The sequence below is a fragment of the Staphylococcus lugdunensis genome (assembly GCF_001558775.1).
GTDB lineage: Bacteria > Bacillota > Bacilli > Staphylococcales > Staphylococcaceae > Staphylococcus > Staphylococcus lugdunensis.
The window spans coordinates 1911603-1934005 of sequence record NZ_CP014022.1; the positions used below are offsets into that span (position 1 = coordinate 1911603).

15 protein-coding genes are annotated in these 22403 nt (G+C 35.7%); 13 read left to right on the forward strand and 2 right to left on the reverse strand.

Annotated elements, in window-relative coordinates; genetic code table 11:
• Positions 1–181 precede the first annotated feature (181 nt).
• Positions 182–1153, forward strand: a complete 972-nt coding sequence (locus tag AL499_RS08905) for an alpha/beta hydrolase fold domain-containing protein (RefSeq protein WP_002492449.1) — start codon at positions 182–184, stop codon at positions 1151–1153.
• Between the two features lie 29 nt (positions 1154–1182).
• Here AL499_RS08905 and AL499_RS08910 read toward each other — a convergent pair whose 3' ends face one another.
• Positions 1183–1509 (reverse strand): hypothetical protein, encoded by a 327-nt coding sequence (locus tag AL499_RS08910; protein WP_002478608.1) that lies wholly within the window; start codon positions 1507–1509, stop codon positions 1183–1185.
• Between the two features lie 506 nt (positions 1510–2015).
• On the opposite strand from AL499_RS08910, the gene pgsB reads away from it, so the two are divergent.
• The 10 genes from pgsB to AL499_RS12755 all read left to right on the forward strand — a co-directional run bounded on the left by pgsB (position 2016) and on the right by AL499_RS12755 (position 11729).
• Positions 2016–3173, forward strand: a complete 1158-nt coding sequence (pgsB, locus tag AL499_RS08915) for a poly-gamma-glutamate synthase PgsB (RefSeq protein WP_002478610.1) — start codon at positions 2016–2018, stop codon at positions 3171–3173.
• Between the two features lies 1 nt (position 3174).
• Positions 3175–3627: a poly-gamma-glutamate biosynthesis protein PgsC gene (pgsC, locus tag AL499_RS08920; protein ID WP_002460457.1), complete on the forward strand. Its 453-nt coding sequence runs from the start codon at positions 3175–3177 to the stop codon at positions 3625–3627.
• Positions 3628–3650: 23 nt separating this feature from the next.
• On the forward strand, positions 3651–4715 hold the full coding sequence (locus AL499_RS08925; RefSeq protein WP_002460455.1) for a CapA family protein: 1065 nt from the start codon (positions 3651–3653) through the stop codon (positions 4713–4715).
• On the forward strand, positions 4708–4869 hold the full coding sequence (locus tag AL499_RS12680; RefSeq protein WP_002478612.1) for a hypothetical protein: 162 nt from the start codon (positions 4708–4710) through the stop codon (positions 4867–4869). Before AL499_RS08925 ends, AL499_RS12680 begins: the two co-directional genes overlap by 8 nt.
• A 2-nt stretch (positions 4870–4871) precedes the next feature.
• Entirely contained in the window at positions 4872–6470 is a 1599-nt protein-coding gene (locus tag AL499_RS08930; RefSeq protein WP_002460453.1) for a gamma-glutamyltransferase, read from the forward strand.
• 276 nt (positions 6471–6746) lie between these two features.
• Positions 6747–8234, forward strand: a complete 1488-nt coding sequence (gene xylB, locus AL499_RS08935; protein WP_002492579.1) for a xylulokinase — start codon at positions 6747–6749, stop codon at positions 8232–8234.
• A 485-nt stretch (positions 8235–8719) separates the two neighbouring features.
• A complete protein-coding gene (locus AL499_RS08940) occupies positions 8720–9763 on the forward strand; it encodes a PTS sugar transporter subunit IIC (protein ID WP_002460451.1) in 1044 nt (347 codons plus the stop codon).
• A 2-nt stretch (positions 9764–9765) separates the two neighbouring features.
• On the forward strand, positions 9766–10446 hold the full coding sequence (gene sdaAB / locus AL499_RS08945) for an L-serine ammonia-lyase, iron-sulfur-dependent subunit beta (protein ID WP_002460450.1): 681 nt from the start codon (positions 9766–9768) through the stop codon (positions 10444–10446).
• A 13-nt stretch (positions 10447–10459) separates the two neighbouring features.
• A complete protein-coding gene (gene sdaAA / locus AL499_RS08950) occupies positions 10460–11356 on the forward strand; it encodes an L-serine ammonia-lyase, iron-sulfur-dependent, subunit alpha (RefSeq protein WP_002460448.1) in 897 nt (298 codons plus the stop codon).
• A gap of 196 nt (positions 11357–11552) precedes the next feature.
• Complete coding sequence (locus AL499_RS12755) at positions 11553–11729, forward strand: hypothetical protein (protein WP_014533217.1); 177 nt, start codon at positions 11553–11555, stop codon at positions 11727–11729.
• Between the two features lie 130 nt (positions 11730–11859).
• On the opposite strand, the gene AL499_RS08955 is transcribed toward AL499_RS12755, so the two are convergent.
• Entirely contained in the window at positions 11860–12354 is a 495-nt protein-coding gene (locus AL499_RS08955; RefSeq protein ID WP_002460446.1) for a GNAT family N-acetyltransferase, read from the reverse strand.
• Positions 12355–12504: 150 nt separating this feature from the next.
• On the opposite strand from AL499_RS08955, the gene srtA reads away from it, so the two are divergent.
• Both srtA and AL499_RS08965 read left to right on the forward strand, forming a co-directional pair.
• Positions 12505–13110, forward strand: a complete 606-nt coding sequence (srtA, locus tag AL499_RS08960) for a class A sortase SrtA (protein WP_002492532.1) — start codon at positions 12505–12507, stop codon at positions 13108–13110.
• A 198-nt stretch (positions 13111–13308) separates the two neighbouring features.
• Entirely contained in the window at positions 13309–22275 is an 8967-nt protein-coding gene (locus AL499_RS08965) for a YSIRK-type signal peptide-containing protein (RefSeq protein ID WP_002492506.1), read from the forward strand.
• The last annotated feature ends 128 nt before the right edge of the window (positions 22276–22403 follow it).

Genomic DNA, 22403 nt, shown 5'->3' on the forward strand with positions numbered 1-22403 from the left:
CAATAACTACATGTTACGGTGGTAGACATCTGAAATTAATGAATCATCTCTTTAAAGGTCGCAAATATGCTACTATTTACTTCACATTATCATCTTAAAACCATGTACTAATGAAATTCATTAAAATAATCGTCAAAAATGTATTAAACTAGAAATGTAACATATAGGAAGGAGCTTCTTAATGAAAAAACAATTGATTAGCATATTATGTTCCACAGTGCTTGGAACACTTGTTTTTGCTAAATTTAGAGAAAAAAGAAGTTATCGAAGCTTTTTATTTGAACAATATTTGCGCTTAACTAGAGTGAGAAAACCTTTTGAATCAGTGGAAAACGCCAAAGAAGCTATAGAAGAAATGAAAGATATAACGGCAGGAAAATATAGTGGAACGACGTATGAATTTAAACATTCAGTTACTATTAAAGATGACAGTGGCTCAATTGTATATATCATTAATGATCATCAAGATATTACACAACAAACGATTCTTTATATTCACGGTGGTGCATGGTTTCAAGATCCACTTGAACAACATTTTGACTTTATCGATACCTTAGCAGGCCGTTTAAATGCTAAAGTTGTGATGCCCGTTTATCCGAAAGTGCCACACCGTGATTATCGTACGACATTTAGTTTATTGTATCGACTTTATGGTAAGTTATTGACTACGGTTAAGAATCCAGAACAACTCATTCTTATGGGAGATTCGGCAGGAGGACAAATTGCCTTATCATTTGCACAATATTTAAAAGAAGAGACGACGTATGCGCAACCAGGACATATTATTTTGATATCACCAGTATTGGATGGCACATTTAGCAATCCAGATACTCAAAAATATGAAAAAGTAGATCCAATGGTTGCCATTGATGGAACAAAATATTTTATTAAATTGTGGGAAGGAAAAACAGCTATTAAAGATTATAAAATATCTCCAATTAATGGCACGTTACAAGGGCTTGGCAAAATTTCAATCTTTATCGGTACTAAAGAAACTTTATATCCTGATGCACTACGTTTATCTAAATTGTTAAATCAACAAGGCATTCTTCACGACTTCTATCCAGGTTACAATTTATTTCATATCTATCCGATTTTTCCAATTCCTGAACGAGAAAAATTCTTTGCACAAGTGATAACAATTATCAAATAGACATGTAATTATAAAGCAACTTCAACCTATCAGTTATCAAGATAAGAAGAAGTTGCTTTTTTAGGTTGGGTAATTAATTTGAAGGTATTATCATCATTGATTTGGGATATCATAGTGTGAGAAAGCCAATTGTTTTGATTACTGTGATTTAGAGAGTGATTAGAAGTGCCATTAGATGTATCAGATTTTGCTGCCTCTTTGTAATGATTAATATAGCGATGATCGGTATCAAGTACAGAATTGCTCATATCATTTCCTTGTAAACTACCAATGAGAATTAATGCAAGATAAGTTGTACATGCGATAAAAACGGTCCCTAGATAAATGCTAATCACTATTTTTCTAGACTTAGCCATTTTGTTCCTCCTAAGATTTCATCCTTAAATTTAAGTCATCATTCTAATCCCATTTAACTCATGTTTAACGTAACATATCATCTTTAAGATAATGTAAAGGTTAAGTAAATATTTTTTATTTGATTAATTACTATATTAAAAAAGTTATCTTTGTAGTTTTTACTTAAAAACACTTTAAATAGAAACGATTTTATTTGAAAATTTACAAATATTAATTTATACTTAACAAAAAATTAAAGTTTTTAAAACGCGCTCAACAACCGTTTGATAATATTAGGCGTATTGGGAGGGTTCTTAATGCAAGATGTTTTCATCTTAAAAGAAAATTAAGTTGATCTATACATATTGAGATAGAGTGTTGTGACTTGTTCAACACACTAAAAACAGCATAGGTGGCATAACGGGAATGTACGAAGTGAAAAACATCGTCGAAGTTATGACCGCCTTTTCACTTATCTACCTATTTATTACAGCTAGTAGAAAATCAAGGAAAGAGGTACATAATATTGATTCTCATTATAATTTGCGTCTCGCTTATATTATGGTTAGGAATTAAAGAAAAACGGCGTCATACCAACCGACTTAATAAAATTCCAGTGCGAATTAATATTAACGGTATAAGAGGTAAATCAACAATCACACGGATGGTTTACAGTGTTCTACGTGAAGATCACATTAGAGTTGTAGGTAAGACAACTGGTACGGATGCCAGAATGCTGTATTGGTTTACAGATAAAGAATATCCAGTCATTCGAAAGCCACAAGGAGCTAATATTGGGGAACAAAGAGACATTATCCGTAAAGTGGTAAAACAACGTGCAACGGCACTTGTTAATGAATGTATGGCAGTTAATCCAGATTATCAAATCACGTTTCAAAATGATTTAGTTATGGCCAATATTGGTGTCATTGTTAATGTTATGGAAGACCATATGGATGTCTTAGGACCAACGTTGCAAGATGTGGCGCAAGCTTTCACTGCAACAATTCCATATAACGGCAAATTAGTCGTAATGCAAGATAAGTATACTAAATTTTTTGCTAAAGAAGCACGCAAGCGCAAAACAGAGTTAATTGTTGTTGATAAAGAAAAAGTACCAGAGTCTTATTTGAGAAAATTTGACTATCTTGTCTTTCCAGATAATGTGGCGATTACTTTAGGTGTAGCCCAGGCTTTAGGTATTGATCAACAAACAGCACTGCAAGGTATGCTTAACGCACCACCTGATCCTGGTGCGGTAGAAATTAAATATTTCCAAGCAAATAGCACAACAAACGTCTTTGTTAATGCATTTGCCGCTAACGAACCACAATCTACGAAAGCGATTTTAAATAAAGTGGAAAGTTACGATTATCCATACAGCAAGAAGATTGTAATTTTAAACTGTCGCTCAGACAGAGTGGATAGAACGAGACAATTCGTTGAAAACTTTATTGCTGAAGTAGATTATGACACACTCATTTGCACTGGAAAGAGTACGCAAATGGTGACAGATAAGATGCAATCACAACCTAATAAACGCTATTTGAATTTAGAAGGTGCCCCGTTTGCAGACATAGAAAGAACGATTCTTAAAGAATCACAACATGCCCTTGTATTTTGTGTCGGCAACATTCATGGACCAGGTGGAAGAATAGCAGAATTTATAGAAGGGATAGAATAAAATGATAGGTTCAGAATTATATTTTTCCTTATTTGTAGGAATTGTGCTTAGTTTGATTTTTGCTGAAAAATTTGGAATTAATCCAGCAGGGCTTGTTGTACCAGGCTACCTAGCACTTATCTTTGATGAGCCCATCATGTTATTATCAGTGCTCGTCATTAGCTGCTTAACTTATTTTATTGTGACATTTGGCATAAGCAAATGGGTCATTTTATATGGTAGACGAAAATTTGCAGCGATGATTTTAACGGGAATGGTATTAAAATTTATCTTTGATTTAATTTATCCAATAACCCCGTTTGAAGTCGTAGAAGTATCAGGCATAGGTGTTGTTATACCAGGAATAATTGCGAATACAATTCAAAAACAAGGTGTCGTAATTACCTTATCAACGACAATGTTATTAACTTGTATCACTTATGTCATCTTGTTCTTATATAGCTTTATTAATTAATTACGAGCAAGGAGCGCAAAATCATGAAAAAGAAGTTAACAGCAAGTGAGTGGTTGTTAAAACAAGCAAAACGACATAAACGACGTAACTTTTTATATACATTAATTGTGCTGGTAATTACGCTTGTGTTATTAGTTGTGGCAATTAGCTCCCAAAAGGTTGAGTCAGTAGATAGTATCCCTAAATCTGGAAATAATATTCGCATGACTTATCTAGGCAACATTAACCTTAACTCACATATACGTAATATCAATCTCAATGATGTGTTCGCTAGTTTAAAACAACCATTAAAGCAAAGTGATTTTTCAACGGCATCACTGCATGTAAATCACTTTTCAGATAAAAGTGATGAGAATTTGAAAAAGAATTTAGAAAATATTTTATTTCTAAAAGATCAGAATATTAAAAGTGTCAATCTTATAAATAACGAAGTTGATAATGTACAAGCTCAAGATTTAAGTAAAAAAGTGGAGGCCCAAACAGAATATAACTTTTTAACTGGTAATGGCTCTAATCCTATTAATAGTAAAACGGTTCAACAAACAATTAAAAATAAAAAAATTGCCAATGTATCGTTTACAGATGTCGAGTCAAATTACACAGGGCCATTGAAAAATACAACATCCATTAGTTTGGATCCTAATATTTTTATGCCATTGTTAAAAAAATTAAAACAAAATAATGACTACGTCGTTGTTAATGTAGATTGGGGGATTCCAAACGAACGCAACGTTACAGAACGACAACGTGAATATGCGAAAGCTTTAATAAATTCAGGAGCTGACATTATTATCGGACATAATTCGGTCATCCAAGAAATAGATAAGTACAAAAACAAACCCATATTCTATAGTTTAGGCAATACAACATCAGATGAATTTCTATCAAAAAATCATAAAGGTATGATTGTGCAGCAAGATTGGACCGGTAAAGCAAGTCGTTTCCATTTGACGCCTATTAAATCTTCCGATGGTAAGATAACTAGAGATTTAATGAGTAAAATGGAACAACGCAAATTTTATAACAACATTAAAGGCGAGCATGTCAATTTAAAAGCCGAAAAAGATGGGGGTTATTCATTTGAATAAAAAAGAACATTATGTTGCTATAACAGTTGTCCTTATTGTACTTTTTATTTTAATCATGGTTACATTTTCAAGAGCGAATGAAGGTTTAGATAAATTTGAAAAGCAAGAGTTAGAGAATGGTACAGAGCAATATCTTTCAAAAGGAGCAAGCTAACTATGAATATATACAATAAAATGACCTTGATTGTCATTTTGATTGCAACAATTGCAGTATCCTTTACATTTTATCTTTTTCAAAAAGAGGATAACCCCAATAAAGATGCGCTCTATGAAAATAAAATAGCTGATCATAAAACACCTAAAGATAAAAAAGACTATGGGGTTGCTTCAAACAACTATATCGCGAAGCGGGTTGGAGAAAAGATTTTGCAAGATGGTGGAAATGCAGTTGATGCGGCTATTGGCGTATCTTATGCTTTGGCAATCACCGAACCACATTCGTCTGGACTTGGCGGTGGCGGTGCGTCGCTTACATATAATGGTAAAGATGGAGAAGTTCCAAAAATGTATGAATATAAAACACTTTCCTCTTATGATTATAAAAAAGGAGATCAGATAGGGACACCAGGATTTGTAAGAGGCATGCATGATATGCATGAAAGAGAAGGGAAAATGGATGAAAAGAAAATATTAGATTATGTCATTCCGTTAGCCCAAGATGGCTTTGAAGTAGATTCAGAGTTAGAGCGTAGTTTGAAAATTTATGGTTCCGATATCGACCGTGACTCACCATTCTTTAAAGGAAGCAAAACGGTGAGAGAAGGAGATGTCGTAAAACAGGAAGCTTTGACAAAAACATTGAAAGGTATCCAAGACAAAGGACCTGATTATTTTTATGAAGATCTTGGTAAAAGCATTTCAAAGCAAGTGGATGATAAATTGACTGAAAAAGACTTTTCAACGTTTAAAACAGAAGAAAAAGAACCTGTAAGTACGAATTATTTGAATAACAAAGTTTATTCAGCCTCTAACCCATTAGGTGGAACACTGATGTTACAAGGCTTAGTACTTGAAGAGAGCAACAACCCTGGTCAGCAAAATGAAGACAATCGTATAGACTATATTAGCAGTATTCTTAAATCTAGAGACTTAATGTATCGCAATAGAGATATTGTTAATGGTCAAGAAGCCAGTAATGAACAATACTTATCTAAAGATTATTTACTAGAAAAATTAAATGGTATTAATATTGATTCAAGTAATTTTAATAAGAATCAAGTGGACAATACGAGCACCACACATTTTGTTGTTATAGATAAAAATGGCAAGGTTGTCAGTACCACAAATACGTTGTCTAGTTTCTTTGGATCAGGAAAATACGTTAAAGAAGGCTTCTATATGAATAACTCTTTAACAAACTTCTCAAGTGATCCCAATAGTCCGAACTACGGTGAAAAGCATAAGGCGCCACGCTCTTATACTTCACCTTCAATCATCGTAGGACCAGACTTTTATATGGGAATCGGTACGCCAGGTGGTAATAAAATTCCAACGATGCTTAATGAGGTCATCGTAGATTATTTAAAAGGTAATGGTACATTGCAAGAATCAATCAATAAACCAAGATTCTATAATGATGGTTCAACAATCTATTATGAAAATGCAACAAGTGACGATGACATTCAGGCGTTTAAATCATTAGGCTTTAATGTGGAAGAAAAACGAAATGATCCAAACTTTGGTAGTGTTCAAGGAGCTATTTACAATAAAAATAGTAAAAAAGTAGAAGTGGGATCTGATGTAGGAAACCGTTAAAATGTTGATAACATCGTTATTCGCTGTCGTTTATTGTTGTAAACAATGACGGCAGCTTTTCTGTATTATTTGTCATGTGTTACATTTCTATTAGTATACAAAGTAATAACAGAAATGAGCACATGTCAGGATGAAAAATAGTTGTATTATTATTTTATCTTTTACGCGAAAAATATATTATCATTTTTATTATGTCGTTATATAATGATAACAGTCATGACTATGTGAGGACACGGAATGATAGACAATTAATTTTGTGAGAGAAGGTGGCCATTTATGCAAGAAGTCGTATTAGGTATTGATTTAGGTACGAGTGCAGTGAAAATCATCGCAGTAGATAAAGAAGGACAGGTATTAGTAACCGTTAGCGAGCCTTTAACATTGATTCAGCAACAGCCGGGATATAATGAACAAGATCCAGATGAATGGCTAGATGCCGTAAAGCAAGGGATTAAGCGCGTTACACAGCATGACAGTCTTAAGCATCATACAATTCAAGGGATATCATTTTCTGGACAAATGCATGGCTTGGTTCCTTTGGATAAAAATGGTTGTCCTGTGAGGCATGCAATCTTATGGAATGACACGCGTAATTCAGCACAATGTGAACAAATCATCGCGCGCTATGGGCAACGTTTAAATGGTAATCCAATTCTTGAAGGCTTTACTTTACCTAAAATGTTATGGATGCAACAACATGAGCCAGAGCTATGGAAACATGTGGATACGTTTGTATTACCTAAAGACTATATTCGTTACGGTTTAACCGGTCAGATACATATGGAATACTCTGATGCAGCAAGTACATTATTACTTAATCCAACAACGCATGAGTGGACAAGAGAAATTGGAGATGCCTTTGGTTTAGGTGAGATTTATCCACCATTAATACCATCGCATGGTTACGTCGGTAATGTTAAGTCAGGATTAGCCATAGAACTAGGATTAACATCAAATGTCAAAGTATTTGCTGGAGGCGGAGACAATGCGTGTGGTGCAATTGGTGCTGGTGTAGTTAATGATAATGACACTTTATGTAGCATTGGGACGTCTGGCGTGATTGTCAATGTTGAAAAGGATGAACATACACAATATCAAAACAACATTCACTTCTTTAATCATAGTGTGCCAAATACTTATTATGCAATGGGAGTAACATTAGCAGCAGGTTACAGTCTTTCTTGGTTGAAACATACGTTTTTTGCAGCGGATAGTTATGATGATGTGATTAAGTTAGCAGCCTCATCATCTATCGGTGCGAACCGTCTACTTTATACTCCCTATTTAGCAGGTGAACGCACACCACATGGAGATGCCTTTATTAGAGGAAGTTTTATTGGTTTAAGTGGCAGCCATACAAAGGCGGATTTTTCTCGAGCAGTTATTGAAGGTGTGACGTATTCTTTATATGATTCAATACAGTTAATGAGAGCGGCGGGTAAAGAAATAACGCATGTCACTTCTATTGGCGGAGGTGCTAAAAGTGAGTTCTGGTTACAACTTCAAGCAGATGTCTTTAATACGACTGTAAGAAAGTTAAAACACGAAGAAGGTCCTAGCATGGGAGCTGCTATGATAGCAGCAGTAGGTCTAAATTGGTTTGAGAGTATTGAAGACTGTGTTAATGCATTTATAGATATCGTTGCAGAATTTCGTCCTAATCCAGAACGGCATCGTCAATACGAGCAATTTTATCAAATATATCAACAGGTATATGCACAAACAAGAACGATTACACAACAACTATTGACTTTAGAAATATAAAATTAAGTAAGAGTCTAGGGCATCATTATGATTTATGTTCTAAACTCTATATTGGTAGCAGTTGACTGGATTGAAAATACGCTTATACTAAGTTTTTTCAATTCTAGTCGACCTTGCCGGGGCGGGACGACGAATTCATAATGAATTCTCTCCCGTTCCTTTTTTGTGATTAAATCGTGAGCATTTTAAAACAAAAATATTTAAGTATACGTTACGATAAAGATGTGTAAAGTTAGTGTAAATATATGAAGAATTATGTATAAAATTTTACTTGTTGCAATCAAGTTCTTCATGGTGTAAAATGTTAAAAAATAAATTTAATCGTTACAATAATTTAAATAACACAATTTTAGAAACGCGAAAATTTGCACATTGTGAATATATTCACATTTTAGACTAAATAAAATTTTGTTTTATATTGAAATCGTTTTCTTAGGGGTGTACGATGACTATGGCTAGAAAAAATTGAAAAGAGGTTTTGGGAAATGAACATTATTCTAGGCGTAGGTACACTCGTATTGGTGTTAGCAGTGATGACACTGTTTTTAAAGTATGCACCGTACGGTAAACAAGGACTACAAGCTTTATCCGGAGCTGCTTGTGCTACATTTTTACCACAAGCATTCCTGAGTTACGCTATTGGCGGCGTATTTCACATTGAATTTTTAAAAGAGATCGGTGATTTAGTCGGCGGTCTTAGCGGCGTAGCTGTAGGTATTTTAACGTGTTTGAAATTAAATATATCACCTGTTTTTGCGGTGATTGTAGGGCTAGTCTTACATGATTACAAATTATTACCTGCATTTATTGCTGCGTACATTATGGCTTTTGGAATTAAGCTTATTGAGAAAAAAGTTCCAGAAGGTTTAGATTTAATTGTTGTCATTCTAGTTGCACCTGCTATTACGTTTGGTTTAGCACATATTATTTCACCAGGGGTTATGGCAGTATTAAGACAAATTGGTGGCGCTGTTACTTCAGTTGGAGATAACAACCCATACGCATTAGCAATTATATTAGGACTTGTTATTCCAGTTACAGGAATGACACCTTTAAGCTCTATGGTTTTAACTAGTTTATTAGGACTCACTGGTGTGCCAATGGCAATCGGTGCATTAACTTGTATGGGCAGCTCATTTGTTAACTTTGTCTTATTTAGAACATTGAAAATTGGTGGACCATCAAAAGCATTTGCGGTATGTATTGAACCACTTACCCAAATTGACTTAATCGCACAGTATCCATTACAACTTTATGGTACGAATGCGATTATCGGTATGGTCAACGCATGTATCGTTACATTTGCAGGGCTAGTGATAAATGTAACTGGTATGGCAACACCAATCGCTGGTGCCATTGTATTGTTTGGCTTTAATAAACCTTTACCATCAGTTATTACAATTATTGTGGTTGCAGTTGTAAGTATTATTTTAGCGTATATCTTTGGTAAATTGATTAGCAAATTAAATATTACAAAAACAGACATCACGATTCCTGGACAAAACAACCAAGTTAAGGAGAGTGTTTAATAATGGCTAAAAAATCCTATGATTATCAAAGCGCATTTGACATTATTGGGCCAGTTATGATGGGACCATCAAGTTCTCATACTGCTGGTGCCGTTAAAATCGGTAACTCAGCAGGAAGTGTACTTGGTGTTACACCTCAGAAAATTGAAATTCGTTATTACGAATCATTTGCTGAAACTCATCAAGGTCATGGCACAGATGTCGCAGTTATAGGTGGTGCGATGGGCTATAGCACGTTTGATAGCCGTATTAAAGATGCTTTAAATATTGCTGAAAGTCAAGGTATCAAAGTAGATATCATTGAAGACAGAGGCGAAAGCTTGGGAGAACATCCAAACTGTGCGTATATTAAAGCTGAAGCAAATGGTCGCCATATTGAAGTAATTGGTAACTCAATTGGTGGCGGAACAATTAAACTAAAACGTATTAACGTTGAAGGGCTAGAAGTTAACTTCAATCATGGATTACCTATTTTAGTGATGGATGGTTATACTGATAAATCCACAGTCAATCATTTCATTAACTTTGCCAGTGAAGCCGGTGCTGCAATTGACAAAGAAATGACTGAAATGAAAGACAACCAATGTTTAGTAGTATTACCTTTATCTAAAGCATTGTCAGAATCAGCGTTAGAACAAATAAGAGAGAAATATAGTGACTTAAACGTATCCTATATAAATTAGAGGGGGATTTATAATGTTTGATTCAATTAGAGAGACAATTGATTATGCAGTAGAAAATGATATGTCATTTGCTGACATCATGATCAATGAAGAAATGGAACTTCAAGGCAAATCACGTGAAGACGTTCGAGCAATTATGAAACAAAATCTTGAAGTAATGCGCGCAGCAGTTGAAAAGGGCACAACTGGTGAAGGCGTAAAAAGTGTTACAGGTTACACAGGTCAAGATGCAATCAAATTAAATAAATACAATGAATCACAACACGCTTTATCTGGGCATGAGATGATTGAAGCGGTTAAAGGAGCTGTTGCGACAAATGAAGTGAACGCAGCAATGGGTATCATCTGTGCAACTCCAACAGCTGGCTCCTCCGGAACGATTCCGGGCGTACTTTTTAAATTAGAAAAAACACACGATTTAACTGAAGATCAAATGATTGATTTCTTGTTTACTTCAGCACTGTTTGGCCGTGTTGTTGCAAATAACGCCAGTGTTGCAGGTGCTACGGGTGGTTGCCAAGCCGAAGTAGGATCAGCATCAGCAATGGCAGCTGCGGCAGCTGTAGCCATTTTTGGAGGTAAACCAGAAGCATCTGGACATGCTATGGCATTAGCAATTAGTAACTTATTAGGATTAGTTTGTGACCCAGTTGCAGGCTTAGTTGAAATTCCATGTGTAATGAGAAATGCCATAGGATCTGGTAACGCATTAATTTCAGCAGATTTAGCATTAGCAGGTGTTGAAAGTAGAATTCCTGTTGATGAAGTTATTGAAGCTATGGATAAAGTTGGTAGAAACTTACCAGCATCTCTAAGAGAAACTGGACTTGGTGGCTTAGCTGGAACACCAACAGGAGAAGCGATTAAACGTAAAATCTTCGGAGACGCTGAAAAAAAAGTCAATAATTAAATTCTACGAAAACCTAGATAATAACATTTTAGGGAGTGGGACTACGAATTCATAATGAATTCTGTCCTGCTCCCCTTTTTCATGGATATTTACCACAATTGATTACATAGAAGTGGAGTCAATTTTCCGAAAATTTAAAATCTTATATTGCAAATTTACAACTTTGATTATAAAATATCCAAAAGGGGTTGATGTTATGCGAAGGTTATTTGGGATTTTTTTAGCCTTTACGATTAACACAACGATGACCTACTATTTGACAACGGAGGGTACATGGGAGAATCTTCTATTGCAATGCATGTCGCTTAGTATGATAATCGTATTTTTCTTTTACTATTTCCAATTTATTAAGAAAGCTAAAAAAATGACATAGTTGAATAATAAAAGCGCTCGGGAAATGAAACTTGAGCGCTTTTATTGCTATAGTAACGAGTCTATGTACGGTTATAAATTAATATCAAAGTGATGACAAAATTTATTAGACTTAAATGTTAATATTTGAATTATTTAGTTAATAAATCAATTTGATAAAATGCTAAATCCAACCAACGATTGAATTTGTAACCAACATTATTAATTGTACCTGCATGAATAAAACCAATTTTTTCGTGTAGATGAATGCTTACTTCATTTGAAGCATCAATACCTGCAACCATTGTACGATAGCCTTCATCTTTAGCAATTTGCATTAGTTGACTAAGTAATTGTGAAGCAATACCATGGCCGCGATAGGCTGAATCTACATAAATTGAATGTTCTATTGAATAGAGATAAGCAGGCCAATCTCGGAATGAACCATAAGTAGCAAACCCAACGACTTGTTGATGTTGTTCAAATACGAGAATAGGCTCTCCGGCTATAACTTTTCTCTCAAACCACTCTTCACGTTCCTCTATTGTTTGTGACTCATAGCTATAAACAGCTGTCGTATTGATAATAGCATCATTATAAATAGATAGAATGGCCGGTAAATCTTGACGTTCTGCGTGTCTAATCATATGTCTCACCTTTTTATTTTTTATTGTATAGTGTTCAACTATTGATTTCAAATTTATGTAATAAAATATGACAAACTTGTCGTAGGTAAAAAAAGCAATCAATGCTATACTATTATCAAACAATTTTACGGTTTAAAGGAGAAATACTGCATGAAAAAATGGACAAACCAATTGATGACCATTATTGGAGTTATACTTATATTAGTTGCCATTTACCTATTTGCCAAACCTCATATTGATAGTTATTTACATGACAAAGATAATAGCGATAAAATAGAAAACTATGATAAAATAGTCAGTAAAGCAAATAAAAATGATAAGCCAACCATCCCTAAAGACAAGGCAGAAATGGCTGGTTATCTCCGTATTCCAGATGCTGATATTAATGAACCTGTTTACCCTGGACCAGCGACACCTGAACAATTAAACCGTGGAGTTAGCTTTGCCGAAGAACAGGAATCTTTAGATGATCAAAATATTGCAATTGCAGGTCATACATATATTGGCCGCCCACATTATCAATTTACAAATTTAAAAGCAGCTAAAAAAGGTAGCAAGGTTTATTTTAAAGTGGGAAATGAAACAAGAGAGTATAAAATGACAACTATACGAGATGTGAATCCAGACGAAATCGATGTGCTAGATGAGCATAGAGGGGATAAAAACCGCCTAACTTTAATTACTTGTGATGATTATAATGAAAAGACGGGTGTTTGGGAAAAGCGTAAAATATTTATAGCAGAACAGATTAAATAATTGTAGAACACTTTGATCCGTTAGTTATTAACTAATAGATTGAAGTGTTTTTTATTTTCTCTCACAATATGATTTTAAGCAAAATTCAAAGCACAAAAAATGATATAAAAAAATAATAGTATTGTTATACGCTAAATTATCTGATATTCTTAGTGTAGATAAATACATCAAGATTATACAACGAGGACGTGACAAAAAGTGAAATCAAACAAAAAACCAGCTCAATTTCTTAATCGACATAACAATTATTCGATTAGAAAATTTACAATTGGTACTGCTTCTATTCTTGTTGGGACAACATTGATTTTTGGTTTGAGTAATGAAGCACACGCCCAAAGCAATAGTTCAGCAAAGGTATCAGATAAGGTAGCAACTGAACAGTCAGCATCGACTTCTCAAGAGGCAGATAGCAGTCAACAAACTGCAGCTTCTAATGCTCAAAACGTTCAAACTGCACCTGAGCAAGATAAAGCAACACCTACTACAGAGGTTAACTCTAACAATAATCAAACAGATTCTAAGCACGTAGCACCACAGAAAGAGCAAAATCAAACAGCTACGCAAACAGAATCTAAAAAAGAAACTGCACAAACACAAGCAAAAACAGAAGAAAAAGCAGCTTCTGATAGCAAAAAAGCATCAGAAGATTCAGATGATAAAGCGACTTCAAAAGAAACAGATGAAAATAAAACTGATGATAGTGTAGATACAAACTCTAATATCACTACCCCAGTGTATGATACGACACGTGCGCGTGCTGCAACTTCAGTACCACTTGCTAGTAGTCTCGACTCAGATGCTAGTGCTGCTGAAAATGCAGAGCCACCAGCAGAATTTATTGATAAATACAATAAATCAACAAATAGAAGTCAATTAGTGCATGATTTATTAGCTGAATCATACAGTGAAACAGACGTTAGAGCAATTGTTAATCGCTTAAATATAGACTTTAATAAGACAGATGCTAAAAAAGCATTTCAAGCGATAATGTATGCTGGTATTCAATATGCTAAAGAACAAACATCATTATACACAACATATGCTACTATACCTGGTGATGGTGTAAATGTTAATAACACAGAAATTGGATCGGTAGCAGAGTTAAAGCGTAGTATTTATATAGATCCAAATAAAGGCTTAACAGTTAACGGTCAAGGATATACTTCTCAAGGCCAATCTCCTGCAAACTATACAGTACATGTTCAACCTAATAAAAGAACAAATAAAATGGACTTTACTGTAACTTGGAAAGTTAATCCATCAGCTTCTGCATCTGGGCATGACGCTGATTTAGGTGGCTTTAACTTTGGCTCAGGATATAATGTGCCAGAACGTATTAACGGTCGTTTTAATATATATGGTGGTAATACAATCTCAAATAATTTAGATATGATTAAAAGTCCACACCCTAGTTATCCAGCTGGTTATGGTTTGAGTAGCCGACCAACAATTACGAGATATTTTGTTCAACGTGGTGGACGTGTAGAATATCATTTTAGTGTTCCAGTACGTGATTGGAATGGTGATTTAAGCTTTAATGGTAAGGTTCTAATGTTCGACAACAACGTTACTCTTGTTGGTCAAGGTGTAATGAACCCAAATTCAAATGATAACTACTTCTATGACGAAATGAACATCCAGGGAGATAATAATCCAGATCGTCATATTATCACTACTGATGATACGTCAGAAGTTGAAAATATTCCTTTCCAAATAGAATACGTGGTTTCTAAAGACTTACCTGTAGGTCAACAAGAAGTTCAAAGAGAAGGTCAAGTAGGTAAACGCGGTACACTTTATTCAATTGTTAAATTTAATAACCAAACAATTGGTCGATTTGTTAAAGAAACATACAATATACCACCAGTTAATAAAATTATTAAAATTGGTATTGGGGCTGTAAATGATTCTAATATCAGTGGACCACTACCTCCAATTCTTGAACCACAACTTTCTGGTACAAATATTGTTAGCGGTGAAACAAGCCCTAATGCTGCCGTAACAATAACAGTAGGAGGAAGAAACTATCAAACGACATCTGATAATTCAGGTCGATTTAATTTCCAATTGCCAAATTATACATTGCAAGAAGGAGACCACATTTCAGCCGTAGCAACTGTTGAAGGTAAAACAAGTAAACCTGGAAAAATTATTATTCCTCGAGATGGTAGAACACCTAACCTTACTACATCAGTTCAACGTGGACAAGATCAAAATAAACCAGGTAGTTGGGTAACAATTACGAATGCGACAACTGGTCAACAAGTAAGTCGATTCTTTGTACCAGATGGTTTACCTGGTAATGATGGTCGTTCTATTACTATTACAAATGAATATTTAGATCCAAGTACTGGAGAAAGAGTCGTTCAATTTAGTGACGGACGAACAATTCGTCTTCCTAAAGGACCAAAAGGAGACAAAGGTGATACAGGTGCTCAAGGTCCAGCAGGTAGATCAATAACAATTACTAGTACAACTGTGGATGCAGATGGTAATACAATTGTAAGATTTAGTGATAACACAACTCTTAAAATTCCTAAAGGACCAAAAGGTGATAAAGGTGACCAAGGTCCAGCAGGTAAATCTATTACTGTCAAACACATATCTAAAGATTCACAAGGAAATACAACAGTTCAATTTAGTGATAATTCATCTATTATCATTCCAGCAGGTACGCCTGGACGTAATGGTACTTCAGTAGGAATACGTACAATTACGCCGCAAGCAAATGGAGATACAGTTGTAACGTTTACAGATGGTAAAACAATGACAATACCAAAAGGTGCGAAAGGTGATAAAGGTGATGTAGGTGCAAAAGGTGCCGATGGTCATTCAATCACAATCACTAGTAATACAGTAGAACCAAATGGAAATCGTAAACTTGTCTTCTCAGATAACACAACAGTTGTGATACCAAAAGGAGACAAAGGTGATCGTGGAGAAAATGGTCAAAACGGAACATCTATCAGTATCACATCTACAGGAACAGATACAGCTGGAAATACAGTAGTTCATTTTAGTGACGGCAAATCAGTTACAATACCAAAAGGTCAAAATGGTACGTCAATTGGTATCCGTACAATTACACCACAAGCAAATGGTGACACAATCGTAACATTTACAGATGGTAAAACAATGACGATACCAAAAGGCGCTAAAGGTGATAAAGGTGACGTAGGTGCAAAAGGTGCTGATGGTCGTTCAATCACAATCACAAGTAATACAGAAGAACCAAACGGAGATCGTAAACTTGTATTCTCAGATAATACAACAGTCGTGATACCAAAAGGTGTTAAAGGTGATAAAGGCGAAAATGGCACATCAATTAGCATTACGTCTATTGACACTGATACAACAGGAAACAAAGTTGTTCATTTTAGTGATGGTAAAACATTAACTGTACCAAAAGGTCAAGACGGCACATCAATTGGTATTAAATCAATTACAACATCAGCTAATGGTGATAAAGTTGTAACCTTTACAGATAACCAAGTGCTTACAATACCAAAAGGCGATAAAGGTGACAAAGGTGACAATGGTCAAGATGGTCATTCAATTACAATTACTCGTACAGAAACGGATGCAGCTGGTAACACAATCATCCACTTCAGTGATGGTAAAAATGTAACCGTACCAAAAGGTCAAAATGGCACATCAGTGACAATTCAAAATATAGCTAAACAACCAAATGGTGACACAGTTGTAACCTTCTCAGATGGCAAATCGATTACGATACCAAAAGGCGACAAAGGTGATGCAGGTGTTAAAGGTGCCGATGGTCATTCAATTACAATTACAGGTAATACACAAGAAGCAAATGGCGATCGCAAATTAACATTCTCAGATAACACAACAGTTGTGATACCAAAAGGAGACAAAGGCGATAAAGGTGACAATGGCCAAAATGGAACATCAGTTAGTATCACTACAATCGATACAGATAGTACTGGCAATAAAGTCGTTCATTTTAGTGATGGTAAAACATTAACTGTACCAAAAGGTCAAGACGGCACATCAATTGGTATTAAATCAATTACAACATCAGCTAATGGTGATAAAGTTGTAACCTTTACAGATAACCAAGTGCTTACAATACCAAAAGGTGAAAAAGGTGACCGAGGCGACAATGGTCATGATGGCCAAAACGGACGTGATGGTGCGTCAATCACAATTACTCGCACAGAAACAGATGCTGCAGGTAACACAGTTATCCATTTCAGTGATGGTAAAAATGTAACCGTACCAAAAGGCCAAAACGGAACATCAGTGACAATACAAAATATCGCTAAACAACCAAATGGTGATACATTAGTAACCTTCTCAGATGGCAAATCGATTACGATACCAAAAGGCGAAAAAGGTGACGCAGGTGTTAAAGGTGCCGATGGTCATTCAATTACAATCACAAGTAATACAGAAGAACCAAACGGAGATCGTAAACTTGTGTTCTCAGATAACACAACAGTTGTGATACCAAAAGGTGCGAAAGGTGCGAAAGGTGAAAATGGTACATCTATTGGCATTTCAAGAACAGAAGTAGATGGATCAGGTAACACAGTTGTTCATTTTACAGATGGCAAAGTAATCACAATACCAAAAGGTCAAAATGGCACATCAGTAGGTATTGCAACAATTACAACGTCAAGTACTGGTGATAAAGTTGTAACCTTTACAGATGGTAAAACATTGACAATACCAAAAGGCGAAAAAGGTGACCGTGGAGATAACGGACATGATGGTACATCAATTACAATTACTCGCACAGAAACAGATGGAAATGGCAACACAGTCATCCACTTTAGTGATGGTAAAAATGTAACTGTACCAAAAGGTCAAAACGGAACATCAGTGACAATACAAAATGTCACTAAACAACCAAATGGCGACACTGTTGTAACCTTCTCAGATGGCAAAACTATTACAATACCAAAAGGCGAAAAAGGTGACGCAGGTATTAAAGGTGCCGATGGTCATTCAATTACAATCACAAGTAATACAGAAGAACCTAACGGCGACCGTAAACTAGTATTCTCAGATAACACAACAGTTGTGATACCAAAAGGTGCGAAAGGTGATAAAGGTGACAATGGCCAAAATGGTGCATCAATCACAATTACCCGCACAGAAACAGATGCAGCTGGTAACACAATCATCCACTTCAGTGATGGTAAAAATGTAACCGTGCCAAAAGGCCAAGACGGCACATCAATTGGTATTAAATCAATTACTACATCAACTACTGGTGAAAAAGTTGTAACCTTCACGGATGGTCAAATATTAACAATACCAAAAGGTGAAAAAGGCGACCGAGGCGAAAATGGACATGATGGTCAAAACGGACGCGATGGTGTATCAATTACAATTACAAGTACTACAACAGATGGTGCGGGCAATACAGTCATCCACTTTAGTGATGGTAAAAATGTAACTGTACCAAAAGGTCAAAACGGTACATCAGTAACAATACAAAATGTCACTAAACAACCAAATGGTGAAACTGTTGTAACATTCTCAGACGGAAAATCTATTACGATACCTAAAGGAGAAAAAGGTGACGCAGGTGTTAAAGGTGCCGATGGTCATTCAATTACTATCACAAGTAATACAGAAGAACCAAATGGCGATCGCAAACTTGTATTCTCAGATAACACAACAGTTGTGATACCAAAAGGTACAAAAGGCGACAAAGGTGAAAATGGCACATCAATTAGTATTACTACAATTGATACAGATAATGATGGAAATAAAGTCGTTCACTTTAGTGATGGCAAAACATTAACTGTACCAAAAGGCCAAGACGGCACATCAATTGGTATTAAAACAATTACAACGTCAACTACTGGTGATAAAGTTGTAACCTTTACAGACGGAAAATCAATTACAATACCAAAAGGTGATCGAGGCGAAAATGGTCAAAAAGGTCAAGACGGTCAATCTATTACGATTACAAGTACAACAACAGATGGCGCTGGTAACACAGTTATCCACTTTAGTGATGGTCGTAATGTTACTGTACCAAAAGGTCAAGACGGTCAAAATGGTACATCAATTACAGTAACTAATACTGAATTAGATAAAGACGGAAACGCAGTTGTTCACTTTAGTGATGGCAAAACAGTAACAATACCGAAAGGCGCTAAAGGTGATCGAGGTGAAAATGGTCACGATGGCCAAAATGGCACATCAATTAGTATTACAAGTACGACAACAGATAGTGCAGGTAACACAGTGATTCACTTCAGCGATGGTAAAAATGTTACAATTCCTAAAGGTCAAGACGGACATGCCATCGATATTCAAAGTGTTACTAAAAACCCACAAGGTGATACAGTAATCACATTTACAAATGGTAAAACAGTAACAATACCAAAAGGCGAAAAAGGTGACCGAGGCGAAAATGGTCACGATGGTCAAAATGGTACATCAATTAGTATCACAAGTACAACAACAGATAGTGCGGGTAATACAGTAATTCACTTTAGTGATGGTAAAACCGTTACAATTCCTAAAGGTCAAGACGGCACATCAGTTGGTATTCAAAACATTACAAAACAACCTACTGGAGAAACAGTTGTAACATTTACAGATGGAAAATCAATTACAATACCAAAAGGTGACAAAGGCCAAGATGGCAAATCTATAACTATTATTAGTAATACAATTGAACCAAATGGTGACCGTAAAGTTATCTTCTCAGATAACACTTCAATTATTGTGCCAAAAGGTGATAAAGGTGATCATGGTGAAAATGGACATGATGGAACGTCAGTAACAGTAACTAATACAACAACAGATGGAGACGGTAATACAGTTATCCACTTCAGTGACGGTAAAACAGTAACTGTGCCAAAAGGTGCGAAAGGTGATAAAGGCCAAGACGGCACATCAGTAACATTAACGAACACAACAACAGATGGAGACGGTAATACAGTTATCCACTTCAGTGACGGTAAAACAGTAACAGTACCGAAAGGCGCGAAAGGCGACAAAGGTCAAGATGGTACATCAGTAACAGTAACCGACACAACAACAGATGGAGCTGGCAACACAGTTATCCACTTCAGTGACGGTAAAACAGTGACTGTGCCAAAAGGTGCGAAAGGTGATAAAGGCCAAGATGGTACATCAGTAACAGTAACCGACACAACAACAGATGGAGCTGGCAACACAGTTATCCACTTCAGTGACGGTAAAACAGTGACTGTGCCAAAAGGTCACGATGGCCAAAATGGACATGATGGTACATCAGTGACAGTAACGAACACAACAACAGATGGAGACGGTAATACAGTTATCCACTTTAGTGACGGAAAAACAGTAACAGTACCGAAAGGCGCGAAAGGTGATAAAGGCCAAGACGGCACATCAATTACCGTAACGAACACAACAACAGATAGTGCTGGCAATACAGTTATCCACTTCAGCGACGGTAAAACAGTAACCGTACCAAAAGGTCGCGACGGACAAAATGGACGAGATGGTCATGATGGCGTATCAATTACCGTAACGAACACAACGACAGATGGCGCTGGTAACACAGTTATCCACTTCAGTGATGGCAAAACAGTTACAGTTCCTAAAGGTCAAGATGGACACTCAGTTAGCATTCAAGAAATAACAAAAGATGCTCAAGGTGGAACAATTGTTAAATTCACAGATGGACATTCAATCACAATACCAAAAGGTGATAAAGGTGATCGTGGTGAAAAAGGTCAGGATGGTCAATCAATTACAATTGTGAGTCAAAGAGTAACTAAAGAAGGCAATACAATTGTTGAATTTAGTGATGGACATACAATTACTGTGCCAAGAGGCCAAGATGGACATTCAGTCACTGTAAAAGAAAGTCATAAAGACCAATCAGGCAATACGGTTGTAGTCTTTAGTGATGGTAATACAATTACAATAGAAAAAGGTCGCGATGGACGTGACGGTCAAGATGGCAAATCAATTACAATTGTGAGTCAAAGAGTAACTAAAGAAGGTAATACAATTGTCGAATTTAGTGATGGAAACTCAATCACTATACCTAGAGGTAAAGATGGACATTCAGTTACAGTAAAAGAAAGCCATCAAGATCAATCAGGCAATACGGTTGTAGTCTTTAGTGATGGTAATACAATTACAATAGAAAAAGGCCGTGATGGACGAGATGGTCGAGATGGCCGCGACGGACGTGACGGAAATAATGGTCAAAATGGTTACAATGGTAATAATGGCTACAATGGTCAAAATGGTTATAACGGCCAAAATGGCTATAACGGTAAAGATGGTCAGTCTATTCATATTGTAAGTCAAAAATTAACTAAAGATGGAAACACTATCATTGAATTTAGTGATGGACACACAATTACTATTCCTGGAGGTCAAAACGGACATTCAGTTACAGTAAAAGATATTCAAAAAGATCAATCAGGCAATACAATTATTATCTTTAGTGATGGTAGAAAAGTAGTTATTGAAGCATCAAAACAAATTCAAAAACAAGATGTTAAACCAACACCTTCTGCAGTTAAACATTATTATATTGACCAAGATAAAAATACTGTGATTATCTTAGCTGATGGTCGAGAAGTTTGTGTTCCATGTATCCAAGGCACACGTGCAACAATCAAATATTATTATATTGATCAAGCAGGTAATGTGCATATTGATTTCAATAATCACCCAAGTATTGTAATTCCAAGAAAACCAATTGAAATCACAAAAACACATCAACACACAAACCATCAATCATATAACCATCAACATCAAGACTTTAATGGAGGTTATAATAACTACCACAACCATTACAAAGGACAACATGACTTTAATGGACAACATTCACATCATGGTGTTAATAACTTTGTAGGACATCAAGGTAACGCTGGACATCAACATTACAGTCATTATGAAAACTATACTCATAGTCAATATGATCACGGACAAGCACATGCTAACTACGCTCATCAAGCAGTACAACATCAAGCATATAACCGTCATGTATCATATCATGGTTATGGCTATACAATGACTGAAGCAATGGCTCAATATAGAGATGTTGTTACAAAACGCTATGCTCTACCTGAAACTGGTGAAACAACATCATTATCATTAGCATATTTAATGACTCTTGTTGGTAGTATCTTACTTCTTAGTGCTTTTCGTCGCAAAAACGTTAAATAAGTAAGTATCATATAACCATTTAAAAAAGCTCTTCCTCTCTTTATAGAGGGGGAGCTTTTATTTTTTTCACTTATGAAAGTGATTTCATAATCTGAACATAGTTTCATAATGATAGTCGTTACTTCATG